The sequence below is a fragment of the Marivivens sp. ABH4_498 genome, assembly GCF_056160585.1.
The window spans coordinates 1-24245 of sequence record NZ_JBSWXL010000010.1 but is presented as its reverse complement, the minus strand read 5'-3'; the positions used below and the strand labels follow the sequence as shown (position 1 = coordinate 24245).

24 protein-coding genes are annotated in these 24245 nt (G+C 53.5%); 16 read left to right on the top strand and 8 right to left on the bottom strand.

The window, feature by feature from the left end:
* Positions 1-6 precede the first annotated feature (6 nt).
* Positions 7-1407 (top strand): TRAP transporter large permease, encoded by a 1401-nt coding sequence (locus ACXAGA_RS15735; RefSeq protein WP_475118420.1) that lies wholly within the window; start codon positions 7-9, stop codon positions 1405-1407.
* 61 nt (positions 1408-1468) lie between these two features.
* Here ACXAGA_RS15735 and ACXAGA_RS15730 read toward each other — a convergent pair whose 3' ends face one another.
* The 5 genes from ACXAGA_RS15730 to ACXAGA_RS15710 all read right to left on the bottom strand — a co-directional run bounded on the left by ACXAGA_RS15730 (position 1469) and on the right by ACXAGA_RS15710 (position 5570).
* Positions 1469-1792: a DUF2322 family protein gene (locus tag ACXAGA_RS15730; protein ID WP_475118419.1), complete on the bottom strand. Its 324-nt coding sequence runs from the start codon at positions 1790-1792 to the stop codon at positions 1469-1471.
* A gap of 67 nt (positions 1793-1859) precedes the next feature.
* Positions 1860-2483: a glutaredoxin 2 gene (gene grxB, locus ACXAGA_RS15725; protein ID WP_475118418.1), complete on the bottom strand. Its 624-nt coding sequence runs from the start codon at positions 2481-2483 to the stop codon at positions 1860-1862.
* 113 nt (positions 2484-2596) lie between these two features.
* A complete protein-coding gene (locus tag ACXAGA_RS15720) occupies positions 2597-3424 on the bottom strand; it encodes an ATP-binding cassette domain-containing protein (RefSeq protein WP_475118417.1) in 828 nt (275 codons plus the stop codon).
* 3 nt (positions 3425-3427) lie between these two features.
* On the bottom strand, positions 3428-4507 hold the full coding sequence (locus ACXAGA_RS15715) for an ABC transporter permease (protein ID WP_475118416.1): 1080 nt from the start codon (positions 4505-4507) through the stop codon (positions 3428-3430).
* Positions 4508-4616: 109 nt separating this feature from the next.
* Positions 4617-5570 carry a substrate-binding domain-containing protein gene (locus ACXAGA_RS15710; RefSeq protein WP_475118415.1) on the bottom strand — a complete coding sequence of 318 codons (954 nt, stop codon included), beginning with the start codon at positions 5568-5570 and terminating at the stop codon, positions 4617-4619.
* 447 nt (positions 5571-6017) lie between these two features.
* Between ACXAGA_RS15710 and ACXAGA_RS15705 the strand changes: the two genes are divergently transcribed.
* From ACXAGA_RS15705 to ACXAGA_RS15690, 4 genes are all read left to right on the top strand, one after another.
* Positions 6018-7049, top strand: a complete 1032-nt coding sequence (locus tag ACXAGA_RS15705; protein ID WP_475118414.1) for a LacI family DNA-binding transcriptional regulator — start codon at positions 6018-6020, stop codon at positions 7047-7049.
* Positions 7050-7060: 11 nt separating this feature from the next.
* Positions 7061-8080: a LacI family DNA-binding transcriptional regulator gene (locus ACXAGA_RS15700; protein ID WP_475118413.1), complete on the top strand. Its 1020-nt coding sequence runs from the start codon at positions 7061-7063 to the stop codon at positions 8078-8080.
* A 128-nt stretch (positions 8081-8208) separates the two neighbouring features.
* Positions 8209-9024, top strand: a complete 816-nt coding sequence (locus ACXAGA_RS15695; protein ID WP_475118412.1) for a TIM barrel protein — start codon at positions 8209-8211, stop codon at positions 9022-9024.
* Positions 9025-9037: 13 nt separating this feature from the next.
* Positions 9038-10066 carry a Gfo/Idh/MocA family protein gene (locus ACXAGA_RS15690; RefSeq protein WP_475118411.1) on the top strand — a complete coding sequence of 343 codons (1029 nt, stop codon included), beginning with the start codon at positions 9038-9040 and terminating at the stop codon, positions 10064-10066.
* Between the two features lie 39 nt (positions 10067-10105).
* Here the strand turns inward: ACXAGA_RS15690 and ACXAGA_RS15685 are convergent, their stop codons facing one another.
* The gene (locus ACXAGA_RS15685) at positions 10106-11017 is read right to left on the bottom strand and encodes a Rossmann-fold NAD(P)-binding domain-containing protein (protein ID WP_475118410.1); all 912 of its coding nucleotides are present in this window, start codon (positions 11015-11017) and stop codon (positions 10106-10108) included.
* A gap of 90 nt (positions 11018-11107) precedes the next feature.
* On the opposite strand from ACXAGA_RS15685, the gene ACXAGA_RS15680 reads away from it, so the two are divergent.
* The gene (locus tag ACXAGA_RS15680; protein ID WP_475118409.1) at positions 11108-12007 is read left to right on the top strand and encodes a LysR family transcriptional regulator; all 900 of its coding nucleotides are present in this window, start codon (positions 11108-11110) and stop codon (positions 12005-12007) included.
* Here the strand turns inward: ACXAGA_RS15680 and ACXAGA_RS15675 are convergent.
* The gene (locus tag ACXAGA_RS15675; RefSeq protein ID WP_475118408.1) at positions 12002-13348 is read right to left on the bottom strand and encodes a phospholipase D-like domain-containing protein; all 1347 of its coding nucleotides are present in this window, start codon (positions 13346-13348) and stop codon (positions 12002-12004) included. The genes ACXAGA_RS15680 and ACXAGA_RS15675 overlap by 6 nt on opposite strands.
* Positions 13349-13545: 197 nt before the next feature.
* A complete protein-coding gene (locus ACXAGA_RS15670; protein WP_475118407.1) occupies positions 13546-14580 on the bottom strand; it encodes a LacI family DNA-binding transcriptional regulator in 1035 nt (344 codons plus the stop codon).
* Positions 14581-14733: 153 nt separating this feature from the next.
* Here ACXAGA_RS15670 and ACXAGA_RS15665 point away from each other — a divergent pair, with 153 nt between their 5' ends.
* The 10 genes from ACXAGA_RS15665 to ACXAGA_RS15620 all read left to right on the top strand — a co-directional run bounded on the left by ACXAGA_RS15665 (position 14734) and on the right by ACXAGA_RS15620 (position 24113).
* Complete coding sequence (locus ACXAGA_RS15665; RefSeq protein ID WP_475118406.1) at positions 14734-15708, top strand: substrate-binding domain-containing protein; 975 nt, start codon at positions 14734-14736, stop codon at positions 15706-15708.
* Positions 15709-15852: 144 nt separating this feature from the next.
* A complete protein-coding gene (locus ACXAGA_RS15660) occupies positions 15853-16872 on the top strand; it encodes an ABC transporter permease (protein ID WP_475118405.1) in 1020 nt (339 codons plus the stop codon).
* Positions 16873-16881: 9 nt separating this feature from the next.
* Positions 16882-17877, top strand: a complete 996-nt coding sequence (locus ACXAGA_RS15655) for an ABC transporter permease (protein ID WP_475118404.1) — start codon at positions 16882-16884, stop codon at positions 17875-17877.
* Between the two features lie 4 nt (positions 17878-17881).
* Positions 17882-18706, top strand: coding sequence for an ATP-binding cassette domain-containing protein (locus ACXAGA_RS15650; protein ID WP_475118403.1), 825 nt, complete (start codon positions 17882-17884; stop codon positions 18704-18706).
* Positions 18707-18769: 63 nt separating this feature from the next.
* Positions 18770-19669: a sugar phosphate isomerase/epimerase family protein gene (locus ACXAGA_RS15645; protein ID WP_475118402.1), complete on the top strand. Its 900-nt coding sequence runs from the start codon at positions 18770-18772 to the stop codon at positions 19667-19669.
* An 8-nt stretch (positions 19670-19677) separates the two neighbouring features.
* Positions 19678-20703, top strand: coding sequence for a Gfo/Idh/MocA family oxidoreductase (locus ACXAGA_RS15640; protein ID WP_475118401.1), 1026 nt, complete (start codon positions 19678-19680; stop codon positions 20701-20703).
* Between the two features lie 24 nt (positions 20704-20727).
* Positions 20728-21900 carry a Gfo/Idh/MocA family protein gene (locus tag ACXAGA_RS15635; protein WP_475118400.1) on the top strand — a complete coding sequence of 391 codons (1173 nt, stop codon included), beginning with the start codon at positions 20728-20730 and terminating at the stop codon, positions 21898-21900.
* A 20-nt stretch (positions 21901-21920) separates the two neighbouring features.
* Positions 21921-22862 (top strand): sugar phosphate isomerase/epimerase family protein, encoded by a 942-nt coding sequence (locus ACXAGA_RS15630; RefSeq protein ID WP_475118399.1) that lies wholly within the window; start codon positions 21921-21923, stop codon positions 22860-22862.
* An 18-nt stretch (positions 22863-22880) separates the two neighbouring features.
* Positions 22881-23174: a putative quinol monooxygenase gene (locus ACXAGA_RS15625; protein ID WP_165767779.1), complete on the top strand. Its 294-nt coding sequence runs from the start codon at positions 22881-22883 to the stop codon at positions 23172-23174.
* A 3-nt stretch (positions 23175-23177) separates the two neighbouring features.
* Complete coding sequence (locus ACXAGA_RS15620) at positions 23178-24113, top strand: TIM barrel protein (protein ID WP_475118398.1); 936 nt, start codon at positions 23178-23180, stop codon at positions 24111-24113.
* The last annotated feature ends 132 nt before the right edge of the window (positions 24114-24245 follow it).

Below are 24245 nucleotides of genomic sequence, written 5' to 3'. Positions count from 1 at the left end.
AGCGTCATGGAACCTATTGAAATCGGTATTATCGTATCGCTTGGCCTGTTGTTTATGGTCGTCATCGGCATGCGCGTGGCTTTTGCTGCGGGTTTGGCGGGGCTAATCGGCCTGATCGCCATTTTCTGGGCGAAAAAGGATTTCGCAGGCGACCAGTTTATCTGGGCGCTGACCGTATCGGTCAAAACCGCCGGCCAAGTCCCCCATTCCAAGGTCGCGTCCCAAGCGCTATCGCTGATCCCGACCTTTATCCTGATCGGCTATTTGGCCTATTATGCGGGCCTGACCAAGGCGCTGTTTACCGCCGCCAAACGTTGGATCGCGTGGGTGCCGGGCGGCATGGCCGTGGCGACCGTGTTTGCAACCGCTGGCTTTGCGGCCGTTTCGGGCGCATCTATTGCGACTTCTGCCGTTTTTGCACGGATCGCTATCCCTGAAATGCTGGCCGTCGGATACGACAAAAAATTTGCCGCTGGGGTTGTGGCTGCTGGCGGAACGCTGGCGTCCCTGATCCCGCCGTCGGCAATTCTGGTGATCTACGCGATCATCGTGGAACAAGACGTGGGTAAACTGCTGCTGGCGGGTTTTTTGCCGGGTATTTTTTCCGCCATCGTCTATGCCGCGCTGATCATCGGCATGGCCATGACGATCAAAGATTTCGGCCCAGCCGTAGGCGGGTTCACGTGGAAAGAACGCTTTGCATCGTTGCCCCCTGCGGCGCCGATCCTAATCGTTGTGCTGACCATCGTGCTGTTCGTCTATAACCCGTTCGGCGGCGAAGCATGGGGCACCCCAACCGAAGGCGGCGCAATCGGAGCCTTTGTCGTGTTCCTCATGGCGGCCTACAACGGGATGCGCTGGAAAGAATTCCGCGGCGCGTTGCTGGAAACCGCAAAACTGTCCGTAATGATCTTTACGATTATCTGGGGCGTGTTGATTTACGTGCGTTTTCTGGGCTTTGCGGACCTGCCGGGCGCGTTTTCGGATTGGCTGACATCGCTGACAATGCCGCCATTGATGATTTTGGTCTGTATCCTGCTGGCCTATGCGGTGCTGGGTATGTTCATGGATGCCATCGGGATGATGCTGCTGACCTTGCCCGTGGTCTATCCTGCGGTCATGGCCCTGAACGGCGGTGAAATGGTGTCCGCCGCCGACAGTACGTTTGGCATGTCCGGCCCGATGTGCGCAATCTGGTTCGGTATTCTGGTGGTGAAAATGGCCGAATTCTGCCTGATCACCCCGCCCATCGGTCTGAACTGTTTCGTCGTCGCTGGCGTCCGCGAAGACCTGAGCGTCCAAGACGTGTTCAAAGGCGTAACGCCATTCTTTATCGCGGATGCTGTGACAATCGCGCTGTTGGTGGCATTCCCATCTATCGTCTTGTGGCTGCCTAGTCTGGCCTAAAAACAAAACGGTCACGGGAAAATCCGTGACCGTTTTCTATCCCCGTAAATGGGTCGCTACGTTAACGTAGCTGGATCGCCAACACGGCGTTTTGTTCGATCACGTCGAACAAACGATCAATGTTAGGGTGCGCACCGGGGCGGTTTTTCGCGTCTGCGGTATGTTCCGCAAAAACGGCCAGTCCATGTTCGGCAGCCTTGGCATTCAATTCACCAAATTCTTTTTGCAGATAATGATAAACGGCCAGCGATCCCTGTTTGCCGGGTTGGTTTTCGATAGACGACACGATCGTTCCGTCAGTATCCACGAAATCGATCCCCTGAATGCCATCGATTGCTGGCATAAGTTGCAGGTTTTCTTTGAACGACGCGGTCGGCTGGATCATCTATCTGTCCTCTGAATTGATTTGGCATTCCTATATCAGGAACATGCGCCAACGTTCAATTTGACCTTTATAGCTGGACCAAGGGCGTTTTGCAGCGATCCGCCATTGTCGTCATATATGCCTTAACGGCCTGAGGAAACTCGAGGTCGGGCACAATTGTCAGGCCGCGCAAAACCGGAAACAGATATATATCGTCGATGCTGGGCTGTTCCACGTTTGGCAACAACGCCACCAATTCATCTAACGCCGCTTCCATCGTAGATCGGGCCTGATCCGTCTGAGAGATCAATTCCGCAAAGGGACCAAAGGTTGCTTCTTTTTTCGCTGTGAAATAGGCGACCGCTTTGGGGTCCGTAAACTCTAGATACGTGGGATTGGGCGCACGCGGGATGACCAAGGTGTTCACGGTTGCATCATGCGTTTTCAACCAGCCTAGCAGTGCATCCGATGGCATGCCATCAAACATCGGCTGTCCATCAAGGGCGTCCAATTTGTGTACGATATCAAGGCTCTCGCCCATATGGCCATCGTCATCGCCTAGGATCGGCAGCATCTTTGCGCCAATCATACCGATTGGCGTTTCTTCATCATGATTGTCCAAATAGATGACTTCGGCGTCGATATTTTTCAATCCCAATGGCATGCGAGCCCGCACACAAAACGGGCAATGATCGTAGACGTATAATTTCATGAAACATCCTATCTGGTTTGCAAAATTCGGTGAAAAAAGGCGACCAAGGTATAACCTAGGCCGCCTATCAGGAAATAAACCCCGCCCCCAACTAGGGGACGGAGTTTGGGAGATTACTCGGCCGCAGTGACCTTTGGCGGGTGACCGTCGTGGGATTCCATGTAGCCTTCGATGCTGGCTTCTAGGTCTGCCATGTTCTGGCCGCCGGCCATCAGGTCGGTGATCTCTTCGCGGGACTTTTCGCCCTTGCGGAAATCGGCTGCGATGGCGCCGCGGATCAGAACCGCAAAGTGGTCGCCAACGGTCATCGCGTGCATCACTTGGTGAGTGATGAAGATCACGGCCAGACCGCGTTTTTTCGCCTCGTTCACGATGCGCAGAACGTGAGCCGCCTGTTTCACACCCAGCGCCGCAGTCGGTTCATCCAGGATCAGAACGCGGGCACCGAAATACACAGCACGAGCAATCGCCAGCGACTGACGTTCACCGCCCGACAGGCCGCCAACCAGGCGGTCGCCATCGGTGATGCGGGTGATGCCCATTTTCTGGACCTCTTCCACAGCGATTTTGTTCGCGGTCTTGCGGTCAAACACTTTGAACGGACCAAAGCCTTTGGTCGGCTCTTCGCCCATGAAAAAGTTGCGCCCAACGGACATCAACGGGTAGGTGCCGCCGAACTGGTGCACGGTTGCGATACCGCGGTTTTGCGCGTCTTTCGGACCCGAAAATTTGACCGGCTCGCCGTCGACCAGAACCTCGCCGCGGGTCGGTGCGTGCACACCTGCCAGCGTTTTGATCAAGGTCGATTTACCGGCGCCGTTATCGCCCAGCAAACACAGCACTTCGCCGGCTTTCACCTTGAGCGAGATTTCGTGCAGAACGTCAATCGGGCCAAAGCTTTTGTCGACGTTACGTAGTTCAATTACAGGAGTGTCAGACATAGCTTATCCCTTTTTCTTGGTCGACGCAGTGGTCGCCAGTTTGCGGAATGTATCGTTCATCAGAACAGCGATCAGCAGCAGAACACCGATGAACAGCATGTTCAAGTCTTTATCAAAGCTGGTAAAGTTGATGCCTTGGAACACGATACCAAACGTCAGGGTGCCAAAGAATGTGCCTGTGACGGTACCGAAACCACCCGTCAGCAACACGCCGCCAACAACCACACAGATGATGCTGTTAAAGATCATACCGAACTGCGTTGTCGTCGAAGCCGAGTTTGCAAGGACGCCTTCGGTGACGCCAACCAGCGCAGCAGCCATCGCCGACAGCATGAACAATGCGATTTTCAGACCGTTGGTTGGGATACCTGCGTTGCGTGCGGATTCTTGGTCGCCGCCCATCGCAAAGATCCAGTTACCCCATGGGGAAACGTGCAGGATGTAGAAGCAGATGATGCTGAATGCGATCCAGATAAAGAACGAACTTTGTAGGCTGCGGAAAATGGTGAGCTGGTTTTCACCTTCGCCGATGATCCACGAATGGTAGTCGCCCAAGATAAATTCGGAAACTAGGCCCGCATCAGGCACCGAATGCTGCGTTGTGCCTGCGATTTGTTTCGACAGATAGGCGTTCAGGCCTGCAATCACGAACAAGGTTGCCAACGTCACAATCAATGACGGCACCTGTGTTCGAGTGACCAGCATCCCGTTGATCCAGCCGATACCACCGGCAACAATCATGGTGAAACCAACTGCGAACCAGATGTTCATGCCGAATTGGTTTGTCGCCATGGCCATCACGATACCACCCGCAGGGATCATCGCGCCGACCGAAATGTCCAATTCACCCGCAATCATAAGGAACCCGACAGGGATCGCGATGATGCCGACTTTGGACGCAAAGTTTAGCCAAGTGGACGACCCAAGCGGCGTCAGAAAGTTTTTGTCCCAGCCAAAGTAGCTGAAGAAGATGAAGACCAGAATGAAACCGGCTGCAGCACCGGCCTCTGGACGTCGCAACAGGCCCAATAGCGAAAAGCCGCTGCCCCCTGTGGAATTTTCGTTATTCGATGTGTCGGCCATTTGGCGTCTCTCCAAGTGTCGTCTGTCCTACCCGCTGTCCCAATCGGCGGGTAAATTGAAACGCGGCCACTGTTGGAACGGTGGCCGCGCGGTTTGATTTAGCTAATGATTAGCGTGCACCCAGTGCTGCGCCTGCTTCAACGACGGAAACGTTGCTTGCGTCGATGATAGCTGGGCCAGTCAGAACTGGATCAGTTGCGATTTCGGTGCCGAATTTCAGGTGTGCGAACAGCATCGAAGTCGCCAGGAAGCCCTGCAGGTATGGCTGTTGGTCGATCGCCATGGTCTGCTGACCTGCTGCGATACGCTCTAGCGTTGCGGTCGAGAAGTCGAATGCACCGATTTTCAGGTCCAGGCCGGTTTGTTCAACAGCGTTTGCTGCTGCTGCCGCACCAAAGTCTGCGCAAGAGATCAGAGCGTCGATCGAGCTGTCGCCGATCAGTTCTGCTTTGAATGCCTCTGCGGTACCGGTTACGTCACCGTCCAGGTTTGGCGGGGTCGAAATGGTGGTTACTTTCACGCCGTGCTCTGCTGCACCGTCGGTTACACCCTGGCAACGCTGTTCCAGGTTGATCGCGCCTGGCATCTGGATGTGGCACAGAATGTGGGTCGCGCCCTGCTCTGCCATGTATGCGCCGCCGCCAAAGCCTGCTGCGTATTCATCCGAACCAAAGTAGTTCACTGCGTTGATTTCGTCTTTGACAGGCAGACCCGAGTTGTACTGCATGATGGTGATGCCTTCGGCGGCAGCAGCTTGCAGTGCTGGGATCTGTGCGTCTGGAACCCAAACAGGGATCGCAATGCCGTCAACGCCCTGTGCTACGGCTTGGTTGATCAGGGTTACCAGATCTGGACCAAAGTTTTCGTAGTTTTGGGTGCGCAGGTACTGAACCGAACCGCCGTTTGCTTCGACCATGTGGGTCGCGTCATCAACGCCTTTTTTGATTTTGTCCATGAATGCGTCTTCGATCGAACCAGCGATCACGGCGATGTCCTGCGCCATTGCGCCGGATGCCAAAACCACTGCTGTCGATGCTGCTGCAACCAGTTTGGTGAATTTCATGTTCGTTTCCTCCCTATTGAAGCTGCATTAAGTGCAGCCCGAACATTTCGTTGCCTTCTGGCCCTAGGCCAGTCAGGCGAATTCAAATTTCCTACCAGACCACTACAACCTTCAATTGCAGCATCCGTATAGGCGCAAGGAGCATTTGAAAGAAAAAGGCGACTTTCGCTCAAATTCCGCTTTGGCAAAATTTGTCTGTCAGCGGTCAAACGGCAGAACGATCAGGTCGATCGAAATGGCGTTCGGCGCGTTGGATGCGAAATCGAAAACCGGTGTCTCCTCTTGTCGGTTGCGGCTTTTCGCCCTCCTCTAGGCAGCCGCTGTTGACGAAAGAAAATTGACAGATTGACGTGGAACGGATCAAGACTGTTCAAATATGTTTCAAAAAATGACCTCAAAAAGTTTCAATCGAGGTTGCATTTGAAACATTTTGAAGGAGGAGGAACCATGGGAACGCGACCGACAATCCGCGATTTGGCAAATGCAGCAGGTGTATCTGTTTCAACCGTAAACAGAGTCATCAACCAACCAGAATCGGTGCGCAAACCGACACGGGATCGGGTATTGCATGCAGCCGAGACAATCGGCTTTTACGGGCTGGGATCCATTGAAAACGCTATAAAAAAGTCCCGTGAGACGCACCGGCTGGGTGTCCTTTTGCAACAAGCGGATCGCGTTTTTTATTCCAACCTAGGCAAAGCATTAGAGGAAGCTGCGAGAGTTTATCACGACGCAGGAATCGACCTGCAGTTGGAATATCTCAGCGACCTTAGCCCCGAAACGGTCGCAGCGCGTATCAGATCGCTTGGAACGCAATGCGATTCGATGGCAGTGGTCGCAGCAGAACATCCCAGAGTGTCCGAAGCGATTGATTTCGTCCAAGATCGCGGCACACCCGTCACCGCGATGATCGCACCATTGTCTGCAAAATCGGATGTGGGTTTTATCGGCTGGAACAATTGGAAAGTTGGCCGAACCGCAGCATGGGGTTTCCACAAAATGTGCAAAGGCCCCAGCGAGATCGGCATTTTGGTAGGAAACCCCCGCTATCGAAACCAAGAATTGAACGAAATCGGATTCCGGTCGTATTTCCGCGAATATGGCAGCGGCTTCAAATTGCTGGAACCGCGATTGACCTTAGAAAGCTTGGCCATCGCGAAAGAGGTCACGCTGGAATTGTTACACGAACACCCGAATTTGGGCGGGCTATTCGTGTCTGGCGGCGGCATCACCGGCGCAATCGAAGCCATCCGCGAATTCAATCCCGGGCCAGATTTCGTGACAATCGGCTATGAATTATTCGCGGCAACTCGCGAAGGCCTGATTGATGGGTCACTGACAATGGCGATTTGCCACCCCATTGATGCCTTTGCCCGCCAGACGATCAACAACCTAGTCGCTGCGAAAAAACAGCATTCGGATGCTGGGGCAATTACCACCTATCTGAACTTTGAAATCTACACGTCTCAGAACGTATAGCGGAGGATAAGATGGCCAATCGTCCAACGACCAAAGACGTCGCCGCAGCAGCAGGGGTTAGTGTGACAACTGTTGATCGCGCCATCAATGGCCGTAGCAAAGTGTCCGGTGAAACCTTAAAACGCATTGCCGATGCTGCGCATCAAGTCGGCTACCACGGTCACGGCAGTCTGTTAAACAGATTGTCGAAATCGATCCCTTGCCGACGTCTGGGCGTTGTTTTCGTCAAAGGAAAACAAGAGTTCTATCAAAACTTTGCCCATGAATTGGAAACCGCGATGCGGATGCAGCCCAACGTGCGGGGCGAAACGGTATTCCGATTTGTGCCATCTCAATCACCCGATGATTTCACAGCCGCGATCACGGACCTCACCGACAAAGTTGATATGATTGCCTGTGTTGCGATCAACCATCCTAAACTGGATCAGGTCATTCAAAACGCCGCTGATAAAGGTGTGCCGGTTGTGACCCTGCTCAATGATACGGCACAGAACATCCGCAAATACTATCTGGGCCTGAACAATATGCGCGCTGGTCGAACTGCGGCTTGGTTACTGACGCAAACCATTCACGCACCTGGAAAACTAGCTGTATTTGTGGGTGGAAACCGGTGGCACGGCCATGATCTGCGCGAAGCAGGATTTCGATCATATATCCGCGCCGAAGCTCCTGAATTCACCGTGTTGGATACATTGGTCAATCTGGAAACGCGGCAAATTACCTATGAAGCCACCTTGGATTTACTGCACCGCCACCCCGACCTTGCGGGTATTTGCGTCGCTGGTGGCGGAATGGAAGGCGCCATCACAGCGCTAAGAGAAACACGCAAAGCGGGTGACGTACGGCTGGTCGTTAACGAACTGACTGACACAACACGCCGCGCTTTGGCTGATGGATACGTTCAAATGGTCATTGCAACACCGCTGCGCGAACTGTGCGCGGAACTGGCATCTATCGTTGCTGGCACATATCGTGGCGGCGCGGGACAGCACTTTCTGGAACCACGGGTTTACCTACCTGAAATGCTGTAATTACATCATAGAATAGACCGTTTTACGTCATAAATGACGTAAAATAACAGCGCTGAAATTGACCTGAGTATCCGATTTACACCAACCTTCGTCGCATGGTTCACGTACGAACCATTCGAGGAGGACAAATGAAACGAGCCCTAAATCAGATGACTGCGCCTCATCTGAGCTTTGCCGATTTTCTGGATCTGGCTGCAAATTTAGGTTGTGTCGGGATCGAAGCCCGCAATGACATGGATGGTCTGGGGCGTCCTTTGTTCGACGGTATGAACGCGCAAGACGCGGGCGAAATGATCCGCGCAAAGGGGCTGCGCCTACTGGGTCTAAGCCAAGTATATCCTTTCAACTCTTGGGACGATCAACGGCGAAACGACGTCAAAGAATTGATTTCCATTGCACAAAAAGCCGGCGCTGAAACCATCAGCCTCATTCCACGAAATGATGGGTCGGGCTGCGCAAATGGTGAACGTCAGGCCAATTTGCGTATCGCACTCAAAGAAATATACCCCATGCTGAATGACGCCGACATGATTGCTTTGGTTGAACCTTTGGGTTTCACCCAATCGTCGCTGCGCAAAAAGGCAGAGCTGGTCGACACGATCGATACCTTGGACCTTGGCGATAGGTTCAAAATTGTCCACGACACATTCCATCATACATTGGCGCATGAAAAGGATTATTTTCCCAATGCGACTGGTATCGTTCATATCTCGGGCCTTACCGACCCTGCGCCGACAACGGTGCAAATGACCGATGCGCATCGCGTGCTAGTGGATCACCACGATCGGCTATCAAACATTACCCAGATCAAAGACCTGATCGCCTTGGGTTATGACGGCGCATTTTCGTATGAATGTTTTTCGCCAGAAACACAGAATATGGCCAACCTAGAAACGGCGTTGGCAGAAAGCTTCGACTACATCGAAGCGCAATTTAATCACTGAATAGGAAAGAGTAATGAAATTAGGTCTAGTTGGTTATGGGTTCGGCGGACGTGTTTTCCACGAACCATTCATTGATGCCGCCGACGGAGTCGAAGTTGCTGCCGTTGTCGCCCGTTCCCCTGATAAAATCGCGCAGATCAACGAACGCCTGCCGGGTGTCCCAGTGTTTGCATCGCTCACCGAACTGATTGATGCAAAAGTCGTCGATATGGTGACGATCACAACGCCGCCTGAAACCCATAAACCATTGGCGATCGAAGCTATCAACGCAGGTCTACACGTTGTCTGCGATAAACCTTTTGCGCCCACTTTGGATGATGCGCGCGAAATGGCACAGGCGGCCAAGGACAAAGGCGTTTTGCTGAATGCCTTTCACAACCGTCGCTGGGATACCGATTTCAGAACCGCAAAGCATCTGATCGACACCGGACAGTTGGGCGATATCTGGCGCGTTCACAATCGGATGGATTTTGATGACTGGGTCACACTAGAGGTCGGTCCGGGCGGCGGATTGCTGCGGGATTTGGGCAGCCACGTGATTGACCAAATGCTGTTCCAATTTGGTCCGGCCGCAGCGGTTGACGCACAAGTTGAATATGTTGACCTGCCGGGCGGAACCACTGACGCAAGCTTTGTTGTGCACGTAAGACACCAAAGCGGCGTTCATTCCTACATCAGCGCATCCAAAATCAACTATTTCACCGAACGTGAAATCCGCGTTTACGGATCCAAAGGCGCCTATGTGGTGAATGGCACCGACGTTCAGGCAGGCGCAGCGATCGCTGGGAAACGTCCTGCCGATGACCCCGAAAACTGGGGCATCGAACCGCAAGAGGCATGGGGCACGCTGTATACCGAAGGAAAGGCAGAAAAGGTTCCATCGGTGCAATCGCGTATCTATGATTTGTATACGCAATTCGCGCATGACGCCCAAACGGGTGGAACGGGGCCCGTACCTATCGAAACGGCGATCCATACAATGGCCGTTCTGGATGCCGCCAGAGAAGCCGCACGCACAGGCCAAACCGTTGTCCTAGACTAAGGTTCTTCGCCAGATCAGTGCGACCCAAGACAGTTGAATTTACGTGCGGGCGATCACCGATTTTGCCCGCACGTTTGCATTCCCCGCGATCATGGTTTCGGGCAAAGCAGCGGTCAAAACCGTATCTTGATCTGTCGGCAAAAAATCGGGCAAAATACGGCGGAATTTTTCACCGCTCAACATGTGGTCGGTGCTCCATAAATAGCGCATTTCCCCCAATTCCCGTGCCAATTCCCAAACGGGCGATAACAAGGTAAATACGGGCCAAGGAAACCGCGAATATGTCAACTGCCGCCCTAAAATCCGCTCTAATCCTGATTTTATGTCCTTGGCAGACAATGTGTTTCCTGTGAACGGAATATCTTCGAATGCGGCCAGCTGGGTCCGTTTTTCCGCCAAATCAACCGCTGCACGCGCCCAATCAGGCAAATAACACATCGCTTGTCGCGTTTCGGCGGGCCCCGGCAAAGTAATTTTGCCCTTTTGAATGGCACGCAGATAGATCATCGACATGACGCATCCATCTTTGTTGGGGTCGATGAAATTACCTGCACGCAACACAATCGTCTGAACGCCGCTGGCTTTATAGGCTTGCTCCATTTCCAATCGAACGCGGCCTTTGCGACTGACTGGATTTGGGACGGACTGTTCGGACCAAATACCCGGCGTGGCCCCGAAATGATAAACGTTACCGGGTATGATGACCGTTGCTTTGCTATGTTTGGCGGCCCGAATAACGTCAGCAGTGATTGTCGGAATGATGTTTTCCCAGTCATGGTAATTGGGGGGATTAAACCCATTTACAATCACATCAGCGCCTTGCGTCGCGGTCATCAAATCATCCGTAGACCGATTGAATTTGCGGACGTCCCAACCTGCGTCTTTGAACGCTTTGGCACTGTGGACCCCGATTTTCCCAGACGCCCCTAGGATCAAAACTGTCTTGCTCATAACACCCTCTATTGTTGCATGAGCAAAAGATGGTACGTTCATATTTGAAATGACACTCCCCAGTTTTAACTACATGATATGCATTATTGAATGGAAACGCCGTTAGATCATTTAGATTGGACCTACCTAAAGTCCTTTGTCGCAGTGGCTGAAACTGGTTCACTCACAGCCGCAGCACAGCGATTAGGGCAAAGCCAACCAACCATTGGCCGCCACATCAAAGCCGCCGAAGACATGTTCGGCGCAGAGTTATTCACACGGGAATTGCGCGGCCTAACGCTCACTGAATTCGGTTTGTCCCTGCTTGCACCTGCGAAACAAATGGCGGAACAGGCCGCGAAATTACAGAACATCGCCGCAGGCCGCGATCATGGCGTTTCAGGGACCGTTCGCATTACCGCAAGCATGGTGATGTCCCACTATGTTTTACCTGATATTGTTGCGAAAATCCGCAGGCTAGAGCCGAACATCGAAATAGAGTTGGTCCCGTCCGATGCCAGCGAAAACCTGTTATTTCGCGAAGCCGACATCGCCGTGCGCATGTATCGCCCCACGCAGCTGGACATTATTGCCAAACACATCGTCGATCAGGAAATGGCGCTATATGCATCGCACGACCTGATCGAAAGGTACGGCCAACCAACGACGCTGGACGCGCTGAAAAAACTACCCTTTGTCGGGTTCGACACGTCAGACATCATGGTCAAACTGATGCGCGAAATGGGGTGGCCAATTGACCGCCATTTCTTTGGTGTACGCTGCGATGATCAGGCCGCGTATTGGAATTTGGTGCGCGCGGGCTGCGGCGTTGGCGGCATGCAAACATCCATCGGTGACCGCGAAAACAGCGTCTGCCGCGTCGCATTCCAACCGCCTTTGCCACACCTGCCAGTATGGCTTGCCGCGACCGACGCGCTGCGTAAAAATTTGCGGATCAGACGCGTCTGGGATCTTTTGGTCGAAGGGTTAGAAACAACAGCGCGATCATAATACGGGCGACACAAGTCGAAAAATACCTTCGACGATTTTTGCCGCTTTGCCTGCTTTGTTCATGCCAATGTTAGATTTTTGCCGTTGTTCGGAAAACCAGTTCTCCAGAGATTGCACAGACCTATCGTCATAGCAAAACAAGATGTTTTCGAAATTCAACAGCAGGGACCGCACGTCAAAATTGGCCGAACCGACCCAGCCGCAATCATCGACAATGCCCGCTTTGGCATGCTGCATCCCGTCTTGAAACAAATGCACGTTTGCCCCTGCGTCTTGAAGGTCGCGCAGATATAACCCGCGGGCGTAATCGGTCATGCGATGGTTCGACCGTTCAGGCACAAAGATGTGCACATCCACGCCTCGCTTCACGGCGCTTAACAGGCCCTGTTGCATCGCATTGGTTGGAATAAAATAGGGTGTTGCGATCCAGATGCGTCGGTTGGCACGATAGATCGCGGTCAATAGCCCATCATGGAACGGATCTTCGACCAGATCCGGGCCAGAGGCAACCAGTTGCAATTGCGCCGCGCCCCGTTTTTCGATGTGTCGGGGCACTGGCGCTATGGACTGTTCGGGATCCCAATCCGCATTGAATAGATCAACATAGGCTTGGACCACCGGCCCGGATGCGACAAAACTAAGGTCATGCCATCCAGCCGTCTGTTCATTCAAATATACGGCCCCGATATTGCGCCCGCCCGACCACAGCAGTTCACAATCGACGACAACCATTTTCCTATGATTACGCAAATTAATGTTGCCGGTCGCAGGGTGATGGAAAAACGGCAAAAAATACCGCACCTCGCCGCCGGCACGCACCAAACGGGCAATGTTTTTGGACGGTCGCCGCAGTGACCCCAGCCAATCTAGGTTCAGGCGCACCGCCACGCCTTGTTTGGCTTTTGCGGTCAAAAGGTCCACAAATTCGCGGCCCTCTGCATCGTTGTCCAAGATATAGAACAGCACATCAATTTGCGTCTGTGCGCCGCGCACCATAGCAAATAACGACGTTCTAGCGGCCCCTGCATCGCTATGCAGGTCTAGCGCATTTTCCGATGTCGCATGTGGCGCACCCAGTTGATAAAAATTATCCGCCAATGGATTGCTGACACAGTACTGTGGTTCCGGCTGAGCAAAACTGACTGTCGAAAATCGCGACCCTTTTTTGCGAAACCCAAGCACCATGAACACGGGCAATGACACATAAGGCACCAAAACAATCGCCAGAATCCACGCGATCGCAGATTGTGGCGTGCGGCGTTGCTGTAAAACCGTCACGACCACAGCCACAGCAACTACGATGCCGAAAACAATCAAAAAGTGCGAAAAGGTCAAAGACATTGGATCGCCGTTCTAATTAGCCCATTGTCAGAAACCTAGCGCGTTGCGCCCCGAAAAGAACAGAGCCAGTGACAAGCGTAGCATGTCATTTGCAATATCTGCGTTGCTTAAAGGATCCGAACAACAATGATATGTTTTATTTCATTCACATCACAAACCGCCACAAACAGCGCCACATCAAAACAGCCAAAGCTGGGTTAGATATTCGCGGGCGTTACGATTTCGAACGGAACGGTGCATTGGATCGTGGATTGCGGCGCTTTGGAATTGATTGCGTCGATCATCGTTTGAACCAGCGCTTCGGTCGTCTGGCGCATCGGATGACACAAGGCGGCGGTGATCAACCCCTCTGACAAACCTTTGCGGGTTTCTGGACCGATATCGCGACATATCAACCTGATGTTTTTACGTTTTTCGTCGGGAACCTGACGCAAGGCCCGCAACACCCCTGAAATGCCACCACCCACGATAAAGATACCAACCACATCATCTGTTGTGTCCAGCAATTCACGAACCATTTGATACGCGTTGTCCGAAATTTCATGCGTCGGCCTACTGTTCTCAACAACCAAATTCGGTGCATTTTCGCGCACAAATGACCGAAAACTCGCATCTGCCGTATCCTGACACTGGTATCGGTGGTTGCCTTGGAAAATCGCGATGCGGCCTTCGGGTGGAACCATGTTTGTGATCAGCCACGCCGCCGTACGTCCCAATTTCCAATTGTCGGTGCCAACAAAGGCGGCCCTCTCTGGTGCGGACTGATCTGTGATATAGGTCACGACAGGCTTTCCCGCCTCTTTCAAATCCCGAATTGTCTGCCCGATTAATGGGTGATCTGCCGCAATAATGGCCACTGCATCGCAATTTTCACCCAGAACCCGCAAGCGTTGCGAAATGTTTTCCGGTGTCAAAAGGTCCACGAAATCAACGATTGGCTCGACCACATCCAACGGACGTTCATGGCATACGGTCCGGATCATCTGCGCAAATAACTGGTACAGCTCACGGGTGGATTGCTGCATCAAGAACCCCAAACGGTAGGTAGGGGCGTTCTTTTTGATCTGTGTCTCGATCGTGCCCAAACCATAAAATCCGATTCGCTCGGCGGCGGCTTGCACCTGTTGTGCAGTCGTTGCTTTGACCTGCCCTGTGCCAGCCAAGATGCGATTGACCGTCGACACGGAAACGCCGGATTCCTTTGCCAGGTCTGTAATCGTTGGTCTCTTCATAATTCCTCCCATCATTCTCTCAAATTGAATGACACGAAATGAGATTAAATCAATAGAAAAATGATATTCATATTTTCAAAACTGACCTCAAAAACTAACACTATCATCACTTAACACGCCTTCGGAGGAGTCGAAGGCAAGGGAGGATTACAAATGAAATTCACTAATCGTTTCGTTGCGTCTGCAACGGCCGCTATCGTTGCCGCATGCGTTGCAGGTTCCGCTATGGCAGCAGACATCTACGTCATCGGCGGCAAGCCTGACGATCCATTCTGGTCGCGCGTTAAAATGGGCGCAGAAGATGCTGGCGCAGTTGCTGAAATGCAGGGCGGTTCGGTTACTTGGCTTGGTCCACAGAACTACGACAACCTAGGCCCAGACGCAGCAGAGCTGATCCGTCAGGCGATCGACCAAGGCGCAGACGCAATCGTTGGCCCAGATTGGGTTCCAGAAGCAATGGACCCAGCATTCGAAGCTGTTGTTGCTGCAGGTATTCCGCTGGTTATCTATAACGCTGGTGGTCTGGAAGCAGCAGACAAACTGGGCGCTATGAACTTTGTTGGCGCAGATGCGTACCAAGCAGGCGTTGCTGGCGGCGAATACCAAGCCAAAGCAGGCAACACCAACGGCGCATGTGTTAATACACTGCCAGGTGCTGCAAACATCGAAGCATACTGCAACGGTTTTGTTGAAGGCATCGAAAACGCAGGCGGCACTGGTTCCGTACTGCAGCTGCCTGCAACGTCGTTCGGTGACGCAACTGCAGTAGCTCAGGCTGTGCGCGCACACCTGCTGCAGAACCCAGAAATCAACGCTCTGTTCACCATCGGCGACGCCGACACCAACGCAGCAGTTTCGGGCATCCAGCAGGCTGGCAAAACCGGCGCAGTCAGCGTTTGCGGCATGAACTTCAACGAGTCGATCCTGGCAAACATCCAGGCTGGCACTCAGGCATGTGCGATTGACCAGCAGGGTTACCAGCAAGGCTTCTTTGCTGTTTCGATCCTGAACAACTTCGTCAACTACGGCGTGACCATCCCAACCCGCGAAATCCTGACCGGCCCAGGCATCATCGATGCTTCGAACGTCGAAATGGTTATCGAGGGCGTTAAAGCGGGCGCTCGCTAATCCCATCCTCCCACCGAGCAGGCCTTAGGGCTTGCTCGGTTTCTAAAAGCAGGCCGCGGGCTAATGCCCGCGACCCGTCTTTGGCCCTTGTGGGTCATGGGCCAAGGCCCTGCGACTAATTTCCATCAAACGGGAAGTGTTTCGATGTCATCTTCAAGCTCTGATCAAGCGAACGGTTTTTCGCTTGGGTCACTTATCCGCCGACCTGAAACAGGGTCCTTTATTGGTTTTCTCGTCGTTTATCTATTCTTTGCCGCGCTTGGCGGTGCTGTCTTTTTGGGCGCACCTGGTTGGTCCAGCTGGCTAAACATTGCGGCAGAGGTCGGCATCATCGCACTACCTGTTGGTCTGCTGATGATTTCCGGCGAATTCGACATGTCTGTTGGCTCTGTTGTGCCTGCATCGTCGATGATGGCTGCTGTTCTATGCGGACACTACGAATTGCCTGCGTTGGTCGGCATTCTGGGCGGTCTGGGCGTTGGTCTGCTGGTCGGTTTTGTAAACGGCCTGATCGTGACCCGCACAACCATCCCTTCGCTGATTGCAACAATCGGTATGATGTTCGCTGTTATGGGCCTGACATTAGGTCTGGCGGTTCTGATCAAAGGATCGACCAGCGTTTCCTACGTACCTGATCCAACCACAAAACTTCTGCTGGGTACGTTCCTGGGCGGTATGTTCAACGTGGCCATCTTCTGGTGGCTCGGCTTTGTCGCAGTGTACTTCTTTATTCTGCATATGTCACCGCTGGGTAGCTGGATCTTCGCCTTGGGTGGTGATCGCGAAAGCGCACGCAACGCAGGTATCCCTACAGACAAAATGACGATCGGTTTGTTCATGGCATCGGGCTTTGGCGCTGCATTCGTCGGTATCGCGCAGGTGATGACCTATCAGGCCGCGCAGGTCGCGGGTGGTCAGTCGTTCATCTTCAACTCGATCATGTGCGTCGTGATTGGTGGGGTTCTGCTGACCGGTGGTGCGGGCTCTGTCATCGGCATCTTGCTGGGCACCATGACCTTTGCGGTGGTGAACCAAGGTATCTTCTTTGCTTCGCTGGATCCGAACGTTGGTTCGATCATCATCGGTGCGTTGTTGTTGGCGGCTGTTCTGTCAAACGACACCTTCCGCGCGCTGGCCATGAACTACGCAACTAAGAAAAAGTAGGACGCGACAATGGATATCATGACTATTATTCGCCGCCCCGCTGCGGCATCCGTGATCAGCCTTATCGGCGTCCTGTTGTTCTACATCGTCTTTGGTGGTGTTGATCTGGGTAAACTTAGCGGCGCAGCCAGCTGGGTGAACTATGCAGCACGTATCGGGATCGTGGCACTGCCAGTGGCATTGCTGATGATTTCCGGCGAGATCGACATTTCGATTGGTGCGATGATCCCTGCGGGCGCTATGACCACTGCGATCATCTCGGGTCACTATGAACTGCCTATGATCTTCGGCATCATTGGTGCGTTGAGCATTGGTGTGATCGTAGGTCTGTTCAATGGTATTTTGGCGGTGCGGACATCGGTACCTACGCTGATCATCACCTTGGGCACATTGGTTGCCATGCAAGGTATCGTTCTAGCCGGATCGAAACTGCTGACCGGTGCTGCGTCTGTGCCTTTGACTTCGCCAGATTGGGCGAAAACCATCTTTGGTGATTTCATCTGGGGCGGCAGCCACCAAGTCGTCATCATCTGGTGGCTGATCCTGGCCGTCGTGTTCTGGTTCATCATGCACCAAACCAAATACGGCAACTGGATCTTTGCGATGGGTGGCGACAAAATTTCGGCGCGCAACGCTGGTATTCCGGTCGATGGCCTAACCATCCTGTTGTTCATCGGGACAGCAACTGGCGCGTCTTTCGTCGGCATGTGTCACGCAATCCTGTTCAACTCGGCCCAAGTTTCGGGCGGTATGAACGACATCTTCAACATCATCGTTAGCGTGGTTGTGGGCGGTGTCCTGCTGACCGGCGGCTTTGGGTCCATCGTGGGCGTTTTCATCGGCACACTGACCTTTGCCATCGTGATCAAAGGCATCGATTTCACATCGATCGACCGCAACTGGGCCAACCTGATTATCGGCGTCATGCTGCTGCTGGCTGTCGGAATGAATGAAACCTTCCGCAAAAAAGCAATGACCGCTGCCACAAAGAAAAAGAAAGGGTGAAACAATGTCTGACACTCCTGTAATTGAACTACGTAACGTCGACAAAAGCTTTGGCCCGATTGACGTTCTGCACGAAATCTCGCTCAAGGTGAAAGCCGGCGAAGTGCTGTGTTTGCTTGGCGATAACGGCGCCGGTAAATCGACCCTGATCAAAACTCTGGCAGGTGTGCACGCACCGACCCGCGGCGAGGTTCTGGTCGACGGCGAGCCGGTCAAATTTTCGGGTCCGAAAGACGCGCAAAACCGCGGTATCGCAACCGTGCACCAGTTCGGCGGCACCTACCCGTTGATGTCCGTTGGTCGCAACTTTTTCATGGGCGAAGAGCCGACCAAAGGCTTTGGTCCGTTCAAAGTGTTTGACCGCAAGACCGCGAACAAAATCGCTGTGGAAGAGGTCCAGAAAATGGGCATCACCCGCATCACCGATGGCGACCGTCTGGTTGGCGGCCTGTCGGGCGGTGAACGTCAGTCGCTGGCGATTGCTCGTGCTGTGTATTTCGGTGCCCGCGTTCTGATCCTGGATGAACCGACTGCGGCGCTGGGTGTGAAACAGGCGGCTCACGTTCTGCGCATCGTGAACGAGGCGAAAAAACGCGGTCTGGCCGTGATCTTCATCACTCACCAAGTGATGCACGCGATGACCGTTGGCGACCACTTTGCGGTTCTGATCCGCGGCGCCATCGCAGCCGATTTCCGCAAGGGCGAAAAGTCCCGCGAAGAGATCACCGACCTGATGGCCGGCGGCCAGAACATGGCAGACCTAGAAGCCAGCATCGAAGGCTACATGGAATCCCACGACGGTCACCCGCCAAAAGTTTCCGCTGACTAAGACAATTTTGTGCCGCTAAGGAGGTTAGCGGCACCCCCCGAACACCCCTTGGAGGATATAGGTATGAAACACACCCTTGACCCGCACATGATCCGCCACCTGTCACTGGAAGACACCGTGGCAAAGGTCGCCGAGCTTGGCTACGATTATGTCGAAATGTCGCCGCGCCCTGATTTCTTCTCATGGTGGACACGTCCAAAGCTATATCCAGAGAAAATCCAGTCGTTCAAAAAAGCCCTGAAAGACCACAACGTCGGTCTTGCCAGCATTCAGCCAATGTATCGTTGGGCGTCTCCGTATCAAGACGAATGGGACATGGCGATCGACAACTGGAAACGCGCTATTGAATTCGCCGTCGAGCTGGAGTGCCCGATGTTCGTCTCCGAATTTGGCCGTGGCGGCTCTCCGAACCGTTCGCTCAATGACCGTTCCGGCATTCATCGCCCAGAGGTCTGCGAAGGTCAGTTCTTCAAGGCGATGGACATCCTAGTGCCAATCCTGGAGCGCGAAGGCATCAAACTGTCGCTCGAAGCGCACCCAGAGGACTGGGTTGAAGAAATTCACCCGGCGATTGACATCATCAAAACCATCAATTCGCCGATGGTACGTGCGTCGTTCATTGCGCCGCATACGTTCTTTTATGGCCCTGACATGGAGGCCAACCTGCGGTCTACCGCTGGTCTGTTGGAGCACGTGCGTTTGGCCGACACATACGACCACAACAAATCGTCCGAACTGCGCTACATCGTAAATCCGCCTGAATCCAAGGTCCGCGTGCACCAGCACCTTGACTATGGCCAAGGCGAAATCGATTGGGATCTGTTCTTCTCGACGCTCGCCGACATGAAATTCGAAGGCGTGCTTTCGAACTGCGTCTTCGCTTGGGAAGACCGTGCTGAAGACAGTGCGCGCTTCATGCTCGAAGAAACCAAGCGCTACGTCGACAAATATTTCAAGAAGTGAACCCAGCCATGACCCTTAAAGTAGGTGTAATCGGCACTGGTATGATCGGACAGGATCACATCCGTCGTCTGACCCAAGTGCTGTCAGGTGTAGAGGTCGTAGCGGTGAATGACATCGCTATGGACCGCGCCGAATCCGCTGCGCCAGCGGGCGCGAAAGTGTTCGAAACTCCGCAAGAGTTGATCAAAGACGACAACGTCGATGCGATCGTTATCTGTTCTTGGGGACCGGCACACGAAGAACAGCTGTTGGCCTGTATCGCTGCTGGCAAACCAGTGTTTTGTGAAAAGCCGCTGGTTACCAGTGCAGAATCTGCCGTTCGCGTCATGGAAGCGGAAACCGCATATGGCAAACGTCTGGTTCAGGTTGGTTTCATGCGCCGTTTCGACGCTGACTACCGCCGCCTAAAGGCGGTTCTGGACAGTGGCGCACTGGGCGCTCCGTTGATGTACAAATCCGTTCACCGCAACGCGTCGGTTCCCGAAGGTCTGTATACCTCGGACATGCCACTGAACGACACGCTGGTACACGATGCGGATATTTCGCGTTGGTTGCTGGACGATGAAATCACCGGCGTCGAAGTCCGCGTTCCTCGCCGTTCGACCCGTGGCAACGATCTGCGTGATCCGGTTATGGTCATGCTGCACATGTCGTCTGGCGTGATCGTTGACGTCGAAATTTCGGTAAACATTGCATACGGCTATGACATCCGCGGCGAACTGTCCTGTGAAACAGGCATCGCAGCGCTGCCAAACCGCCCCGCAACTGTGATCACCGATCAATTCGGTATTCGTCAGGCAATCCCAGAAGATTGGCGCGAACGTTTCATCGAAGCGTACGATCAGGAATTCCGCGAATGGATCGCAGCGGCGTCCGCAGGCACCGCAACAGGCCCGACGACTTGGGACGGATACACATCGACCTTGGTTGCTGACGCAGCGCTGCGTGCAGTGGACAGCGGCAAGCTCGAAAAAATCGAAATGATCGAAAAACCAGCGTTGTACTCCGCGGTCGACAAAATCGCGGCTGAATAAGCGCTCATTGTTAGGGAAGAGGCAATGATCAACGGTGAACGTACAATCCAGCGCCCAATGCGCTGGGGTATGGTGGGGGGAGGCCGCACCGGTCAGGTGGGGTATAAACACCGTACAGGCGCACTGCGTGATGGAACGTACCAGCTGGTTGCTGGTGCGTTCGATCTGGACGCAGAGCGTGGTCGCGATTTTGGCACGAACCTCGGCGTTGCCGAGGATCGTTGCTATGCGACGTATCAAGATCTGATCGCGGGCGAAAAAGACCGTGAAGACGGGGTTGATGTTGTTTCGGTGGCAACGCCGAACTTCACCCACTTTGAAATTACCAAAGCACTGCTAGAGGCCGGCATTCACGTCATCTGTGAAAAACCGTTGTTCTTTACAGTCGAGGAATGCGAAATCGTTGCCAAATTGGCAGCGGAAAAGAACCTGATTGTTGGCGTGACCTATGGTTTCACGGGTCACCCAATGGTTCACCAAATGGCTGCAATGGTCGCCAAAGGAATGTTGGGCGATATCCGTATCGTGGACCTGCAATACACACACGGTTTTAACGCAGGTGATGACACCAACGCAGGCGAAGCCGTTAAATGGCGTACCAACCCTGCGACTGCCGGCAATACCTTTGTTCTGGGCGATATCGGCACCCACCTATATTACCTGTCCGAAGTTGTTCTGCCGCATATGAAGGTGGAAAAACTGCTCTGCGACCGCACAGCATTTATTCCATCGCGCGCCCCGCTCGAAGATCACGCAACGGTTCTAATGCACTATGACAATGGTGCGCGTGGACGTTTGTGGGTCAGCTCGGTTGATGCGGGCAATATGGGGTCGCAAAAGTACCGTTTTGTCGGGTCCAAAGCCTCTGTCGCATGGTCGGACAGCCGCCCAGATCAGCTGATTTATCAGGTTCAGGGCGAACCCGAACGGATCATGCACCACGGCATGCCGTATCTAGAGGACGAAAGCCTAGCCGCTGACCGTATGGGTGCGCTGCACACCGAAGGTTTGGGCGACAGCTGGTCGAATATCTATCTTTGGATCGCTCAGGCCATCGACGCGAAAATGCGCGGCGACGAAGAGTTCCTGAAGACACATCATTTCCCAGGCATCGAAGCAGGCACCGAAGGTGTTCGTTGGCTGGAAAACTGCGTGCGTTCGGCAGACGCCGGCGCTGCATGGATCGATTTTGAATAACGTTTCGTAGGAATAGAAACATGAAACTATCAATCTGCACTGACGTCATGGGCGATCTGTCGTTCACTGACATGCTGGATAAATGCGTCGAACTGGGCGTTGAAGGCATCGAAATGACCGGCGGCGGCTGGTCCAAGGGTCCGCACTTTCGCGCAGACGAACTGCTGGCTGACAAAGGCCTGCTAAAGCAAAAGCTGGCTGAAATCGAAGCTCGCGGCCTGCAAATCGCAGCATTGAACTGTTCGGCGAACCCGCTGGACCCAGGTGCAATGGGCGAACGCCACCTGAAAGAGATGAAAGAAACCATCACTTTGGCTGGTGAAATCGGCGTTGAAACCATCGTCACCATGTCCGGTCTGCCAGAAGCAGCCCCAGGCGACACCGTTCCTAACTGGCTGGTTTACACCAAATCCTGGCCAGACGAGATGCCAGAGCGCGACCGTTACCAGTGGGAAGACCGCGCTTTCCCTCTGTGGCACGATCTGGTTGATTTCGGCAAAAAAGCAGGCATCAAACGCTACGCTTTGGAAAACTTCTCGGCCATGCTGGTCTGGAACCCTGAAACCCTGTTCCGCCTGCGTAATGAAGTCGGCGAAATGGTTGGTATGAACCTAGACCCATCGCACCTGATGTGGATGGGCGCAGAGCCAATCGCATCCGCACGCGCATTGGGTTCGGCGATCCACCATTGCCACGGCAAAGACACCCGCATCGAACGCGGTCTGTGTGACGTGAACGGCCTGCTGGAACTGAAAGACGTCACCGACGTTGCAAACCGTTCGTGGAACTATGTCGCTGTTGGCGCTGGCCGCGATCTGCAGTGGTGGAAAGAGTTCTTCTCGGTTGTTGGCATGTGTGGCTACAACGGTTGGGTTTCGCTGGAAATGGAAGATTTCACCATGTCCACCGAAGCAGGCATCCAGTCGTCCATCGACGCGCTTAAAGCGACAATCATTCGCTAATATCAGGGGTTGGGGCACGTGTATAAATTCATCATCACCATCGATCTAAAGCCGGGCACGCGTGACAAAATCCTTGCGCAAGCTCCCATAGCGCAAGCCGCTACGCGCGCCGAAGAAGGCTGTATCGCGTATGATTTTTACACCTGCACTGACAACCCTGATCGTCTTGTCTTTGTTGAATTGTGGGCGGATCAAGCCGCCCACGATTTCCACATGGAACAAGATCACACCAAGACATTCATCGCGTTCCATGAACAATTCCATGAACGCCTGACGTTTGAAACGATCAACGTCGCCTCTCAGTCGGAGTGACCAGTGACACCCTCCTCCTCGCTTACTGTCACTTGTGCACCGTGCTGTTGGGGCGTCGATGACGTTTCCAATCCACACCTGCCCGCATGGGAAAAGGTGTTGGACGAAGCGGCAGCCGCCGGTTTCGGCGGGTTAGAGTTAGGTCCATACGGCTACATGCCATTGGACGACAAACGCGTTTCGGCCGCATTAGAAAAACGGCGCCTGTCGATCGTTGCAGGCACGATTTTTGATGATTTGGTGTCGGCTGACAATCATTACAATTTGATCAGACAAACCCGCGAAATTTGCGGGCTGATCACAAAATTGAACAAACCACGCCGCCACAAAGGCCAACGTTACAACGCGCCCTATCTGACTGTGATGGATTGGGGACACGACGAACGCGATTTCGCGGCGGGCCATTCCGACCGCGCACCGCGTTTGTCTGACGCCGATTGGGCGCAAATGATGACCAACATTCGGGCCATCGCGACCATCGCCCGCGACGAATTTGGCGTACGTGCAACAATCCACCCTCATGCGGGCGGGTACATTGAATTCGCGGATGAATTGGCACGACTGGTGGCGGATATCGACGCGGATACCGCAGGTTTGTGTTTGGATACGGGACACATGGCCTATTCGGGGATGGATCCGGTAAAGACGTTGGACACCTATTGGGATCGCGTCGACTACATCCATTTCAAAGATATCGATCCTGTGATCTACGATCAGATCATGGGTCAAAAAATTCGGTTTTTCGATGCTTGCGCCGCTGGCGTTATGTGCCCAATCGGCAAGGGCAGCATCGACTATTCCGCTATTCGGGCTTTGCTGACGGCCAAAGGCTACAGCGGCTACATCACAATCGAACAAGAACGCGATCCACGCAATACGGGCTCCATTCTGGATGACCTAAGCGCATCGCGATCGTTCCTAAAGCAGACGGGTTTCTAGATATGACCAAAGACGTTGATGTAATCACGATTGGACGCGCTGGCGTTGATTTGTACGGTGCTCAGATTGGGGGCCGTTTAGAGGACATGGGGTCCTTTGAGAAATATATTGGTGGCTCGCCGACGAACATCG

Excerpts from the sequence above, each read along its gene's own strand:
- ACXAGA_RS15735 (WP_475118420.1), top strand. The coding sequence starts at position 7 with ATGGAACCTATTGAAATCGGTATTATCGTATCGCTTGGCCTGTTGTTT.
- ACXAGA_RS15730 (WP_475118419.1), bottom strand. The coding sequence starts at position 1,792 with ATGATCCAGCCGACCGCGTCGTTCAAAGAAAACCTGCAACTTATGCCA.
- grxB (WP_475118418.1), bottom strand. The coding sequence starts at position 2,483 with ATGAAATTATACGTCTACGATCATTGCCCGTTTTGTGTGCGGGCTCGC.
- ACXAGA_RS15720 (WP_475118417.1), bottom strand. The coding sequence starts at position 3,424 with ATGTCTGACACTCCTGTAATTGAACTACGTAACGTCGACAAAAGCTTT.
- ACXAGA_RS15715 (WP_475118416.1), bottom strand. The coding sequence starts at position 4,507 with ATGGCCGACACATCGAATAACGAAAATTCCACAGGGGGCAGCGGCTTT.
- ACXAGA_RS15710 (WP_475118415.1), bottom strand. The coding sequence starts at position 5,570 with ATGAAATTCACCAAACTGGTTGCAGCAGCATCGACAGCAGTGGTTTTG.
- ACXAGA_RS15705 (WP_475118414.1), top strand. The coding sequence starts at position 6,018 with ATGGGAACGCGACCGACAATCCGCGATTTGGCAAATGCAGCAGGTGTA.
- ACXAGA_RS15700 (WP_475118413.1), top strand. The coding sequence starts at position 7,061 with ATGGCCAATCGTCCAACGACCAAAGACGTCGCCGCAGCAGCAGGGGTT.
- ACXAGA_RS15695 (WP_475118412.1), top strand. The coding sequence starts at position 8,209 with ATGAAACGAGCCCTAAATCAGATGACTGCGCCTCATCTGAGCTTTGCC.
- ACXAGA_RS15690 (WP_475118411.1), top strand. The coding sequence starts at position 9,038 with ATGAAATTAGGTCTAGTTGGTTATGGGTTCGGCGGACGTGTTTTCCAC.
- ACXAGA_RS15685 (WP_475118410.1), bottom strand. The coding sequence starts at position 11,017 with ATGAGCAAGACAGTTTTGATCCTAGGGGCGTCTGGGAAAATCGGGGTC.
- ACXAGA_RS15680 (WP_475118409.1), top strand. The coding sequence starts at position 11,108 with ATGGAAACGCCGTTAGATCATTTAGATTGGACCTACCTAAAGTCCTTT.
- ACXAGA_RS15675 (WP_475118408.1), bottom strand. The coding sequence starts at position 13,348 with ATGTCTTTGACCTTTTCGCACTTTTTGATTGTTTTCGGCATCGTAGTT.
- ACXAGA_RS15670 (WP_475118407.1), bottom strand. The coding sequence starts at position 14,580 with ATGAAGAGACCAACGATTACAGACCTGGCAAAGGAATCCGGCGTTTCC.
- ACXAGA_RS15665 (WP_475118406.1), top strand. The coding sequence starts at position 14,734 with ATGAAATTCACTAATCGTTTCGTTGCGTCTGCAACGGCCGCTATCGTT.
- ACXAGA_RS15660 (WP_475118405.1), top strand. The coding sequence starts at position 15,853 with ATGTCATCTTCAAGCTCTGATCAAGCGAACGGTTTTTCGCTTGGGTCA.
- ACXAGA_RS15655 (WP_475118404.1), top strand. The coding sequence starts at position 16,882 with ATGGATATCATGACTATTATTCGCCGCCCCGCTGCGGCATCCGTGATC.
- ACXAGA_RS15650 (WP_475118403.1), top strand. The coding sequence starts at position 17,882 with ATGTCTGACACTCCTGTAATTGAACTACGTAACGTCGACAAAAGCTTT.
- ACXAGA_RS15645 (WP_475118402.1), top strand. The coding sequence starts at position 18,770 with ATGAAACACACCCTTGACCCGCACATGATCCGCCACCTGTCACTGGAA.
- ACXAGA_RS15640 (WP_475118401.1), top strand. The coding sequence starts at position 19,678 with ATGACCCTTAAAGTAGGTGTAATCGGCACTGGTATGATCGGACAGGAT.
- ACXAGA_RS15635 (WP_475118400.1), top strand. The coding sequence starts at position 20,728 with ATGATCAACGGTGAACGTACAATCCAGCGCCCAATGCGCTGGGGTATG.
- ACXAGA_RS15630 (WP_475118399.1), top strand. The coding sequence starts at position 21,921 with ATGAAACTATCAATCTGCACTGACGTCATGGGCGATCTGTCGTTCACT.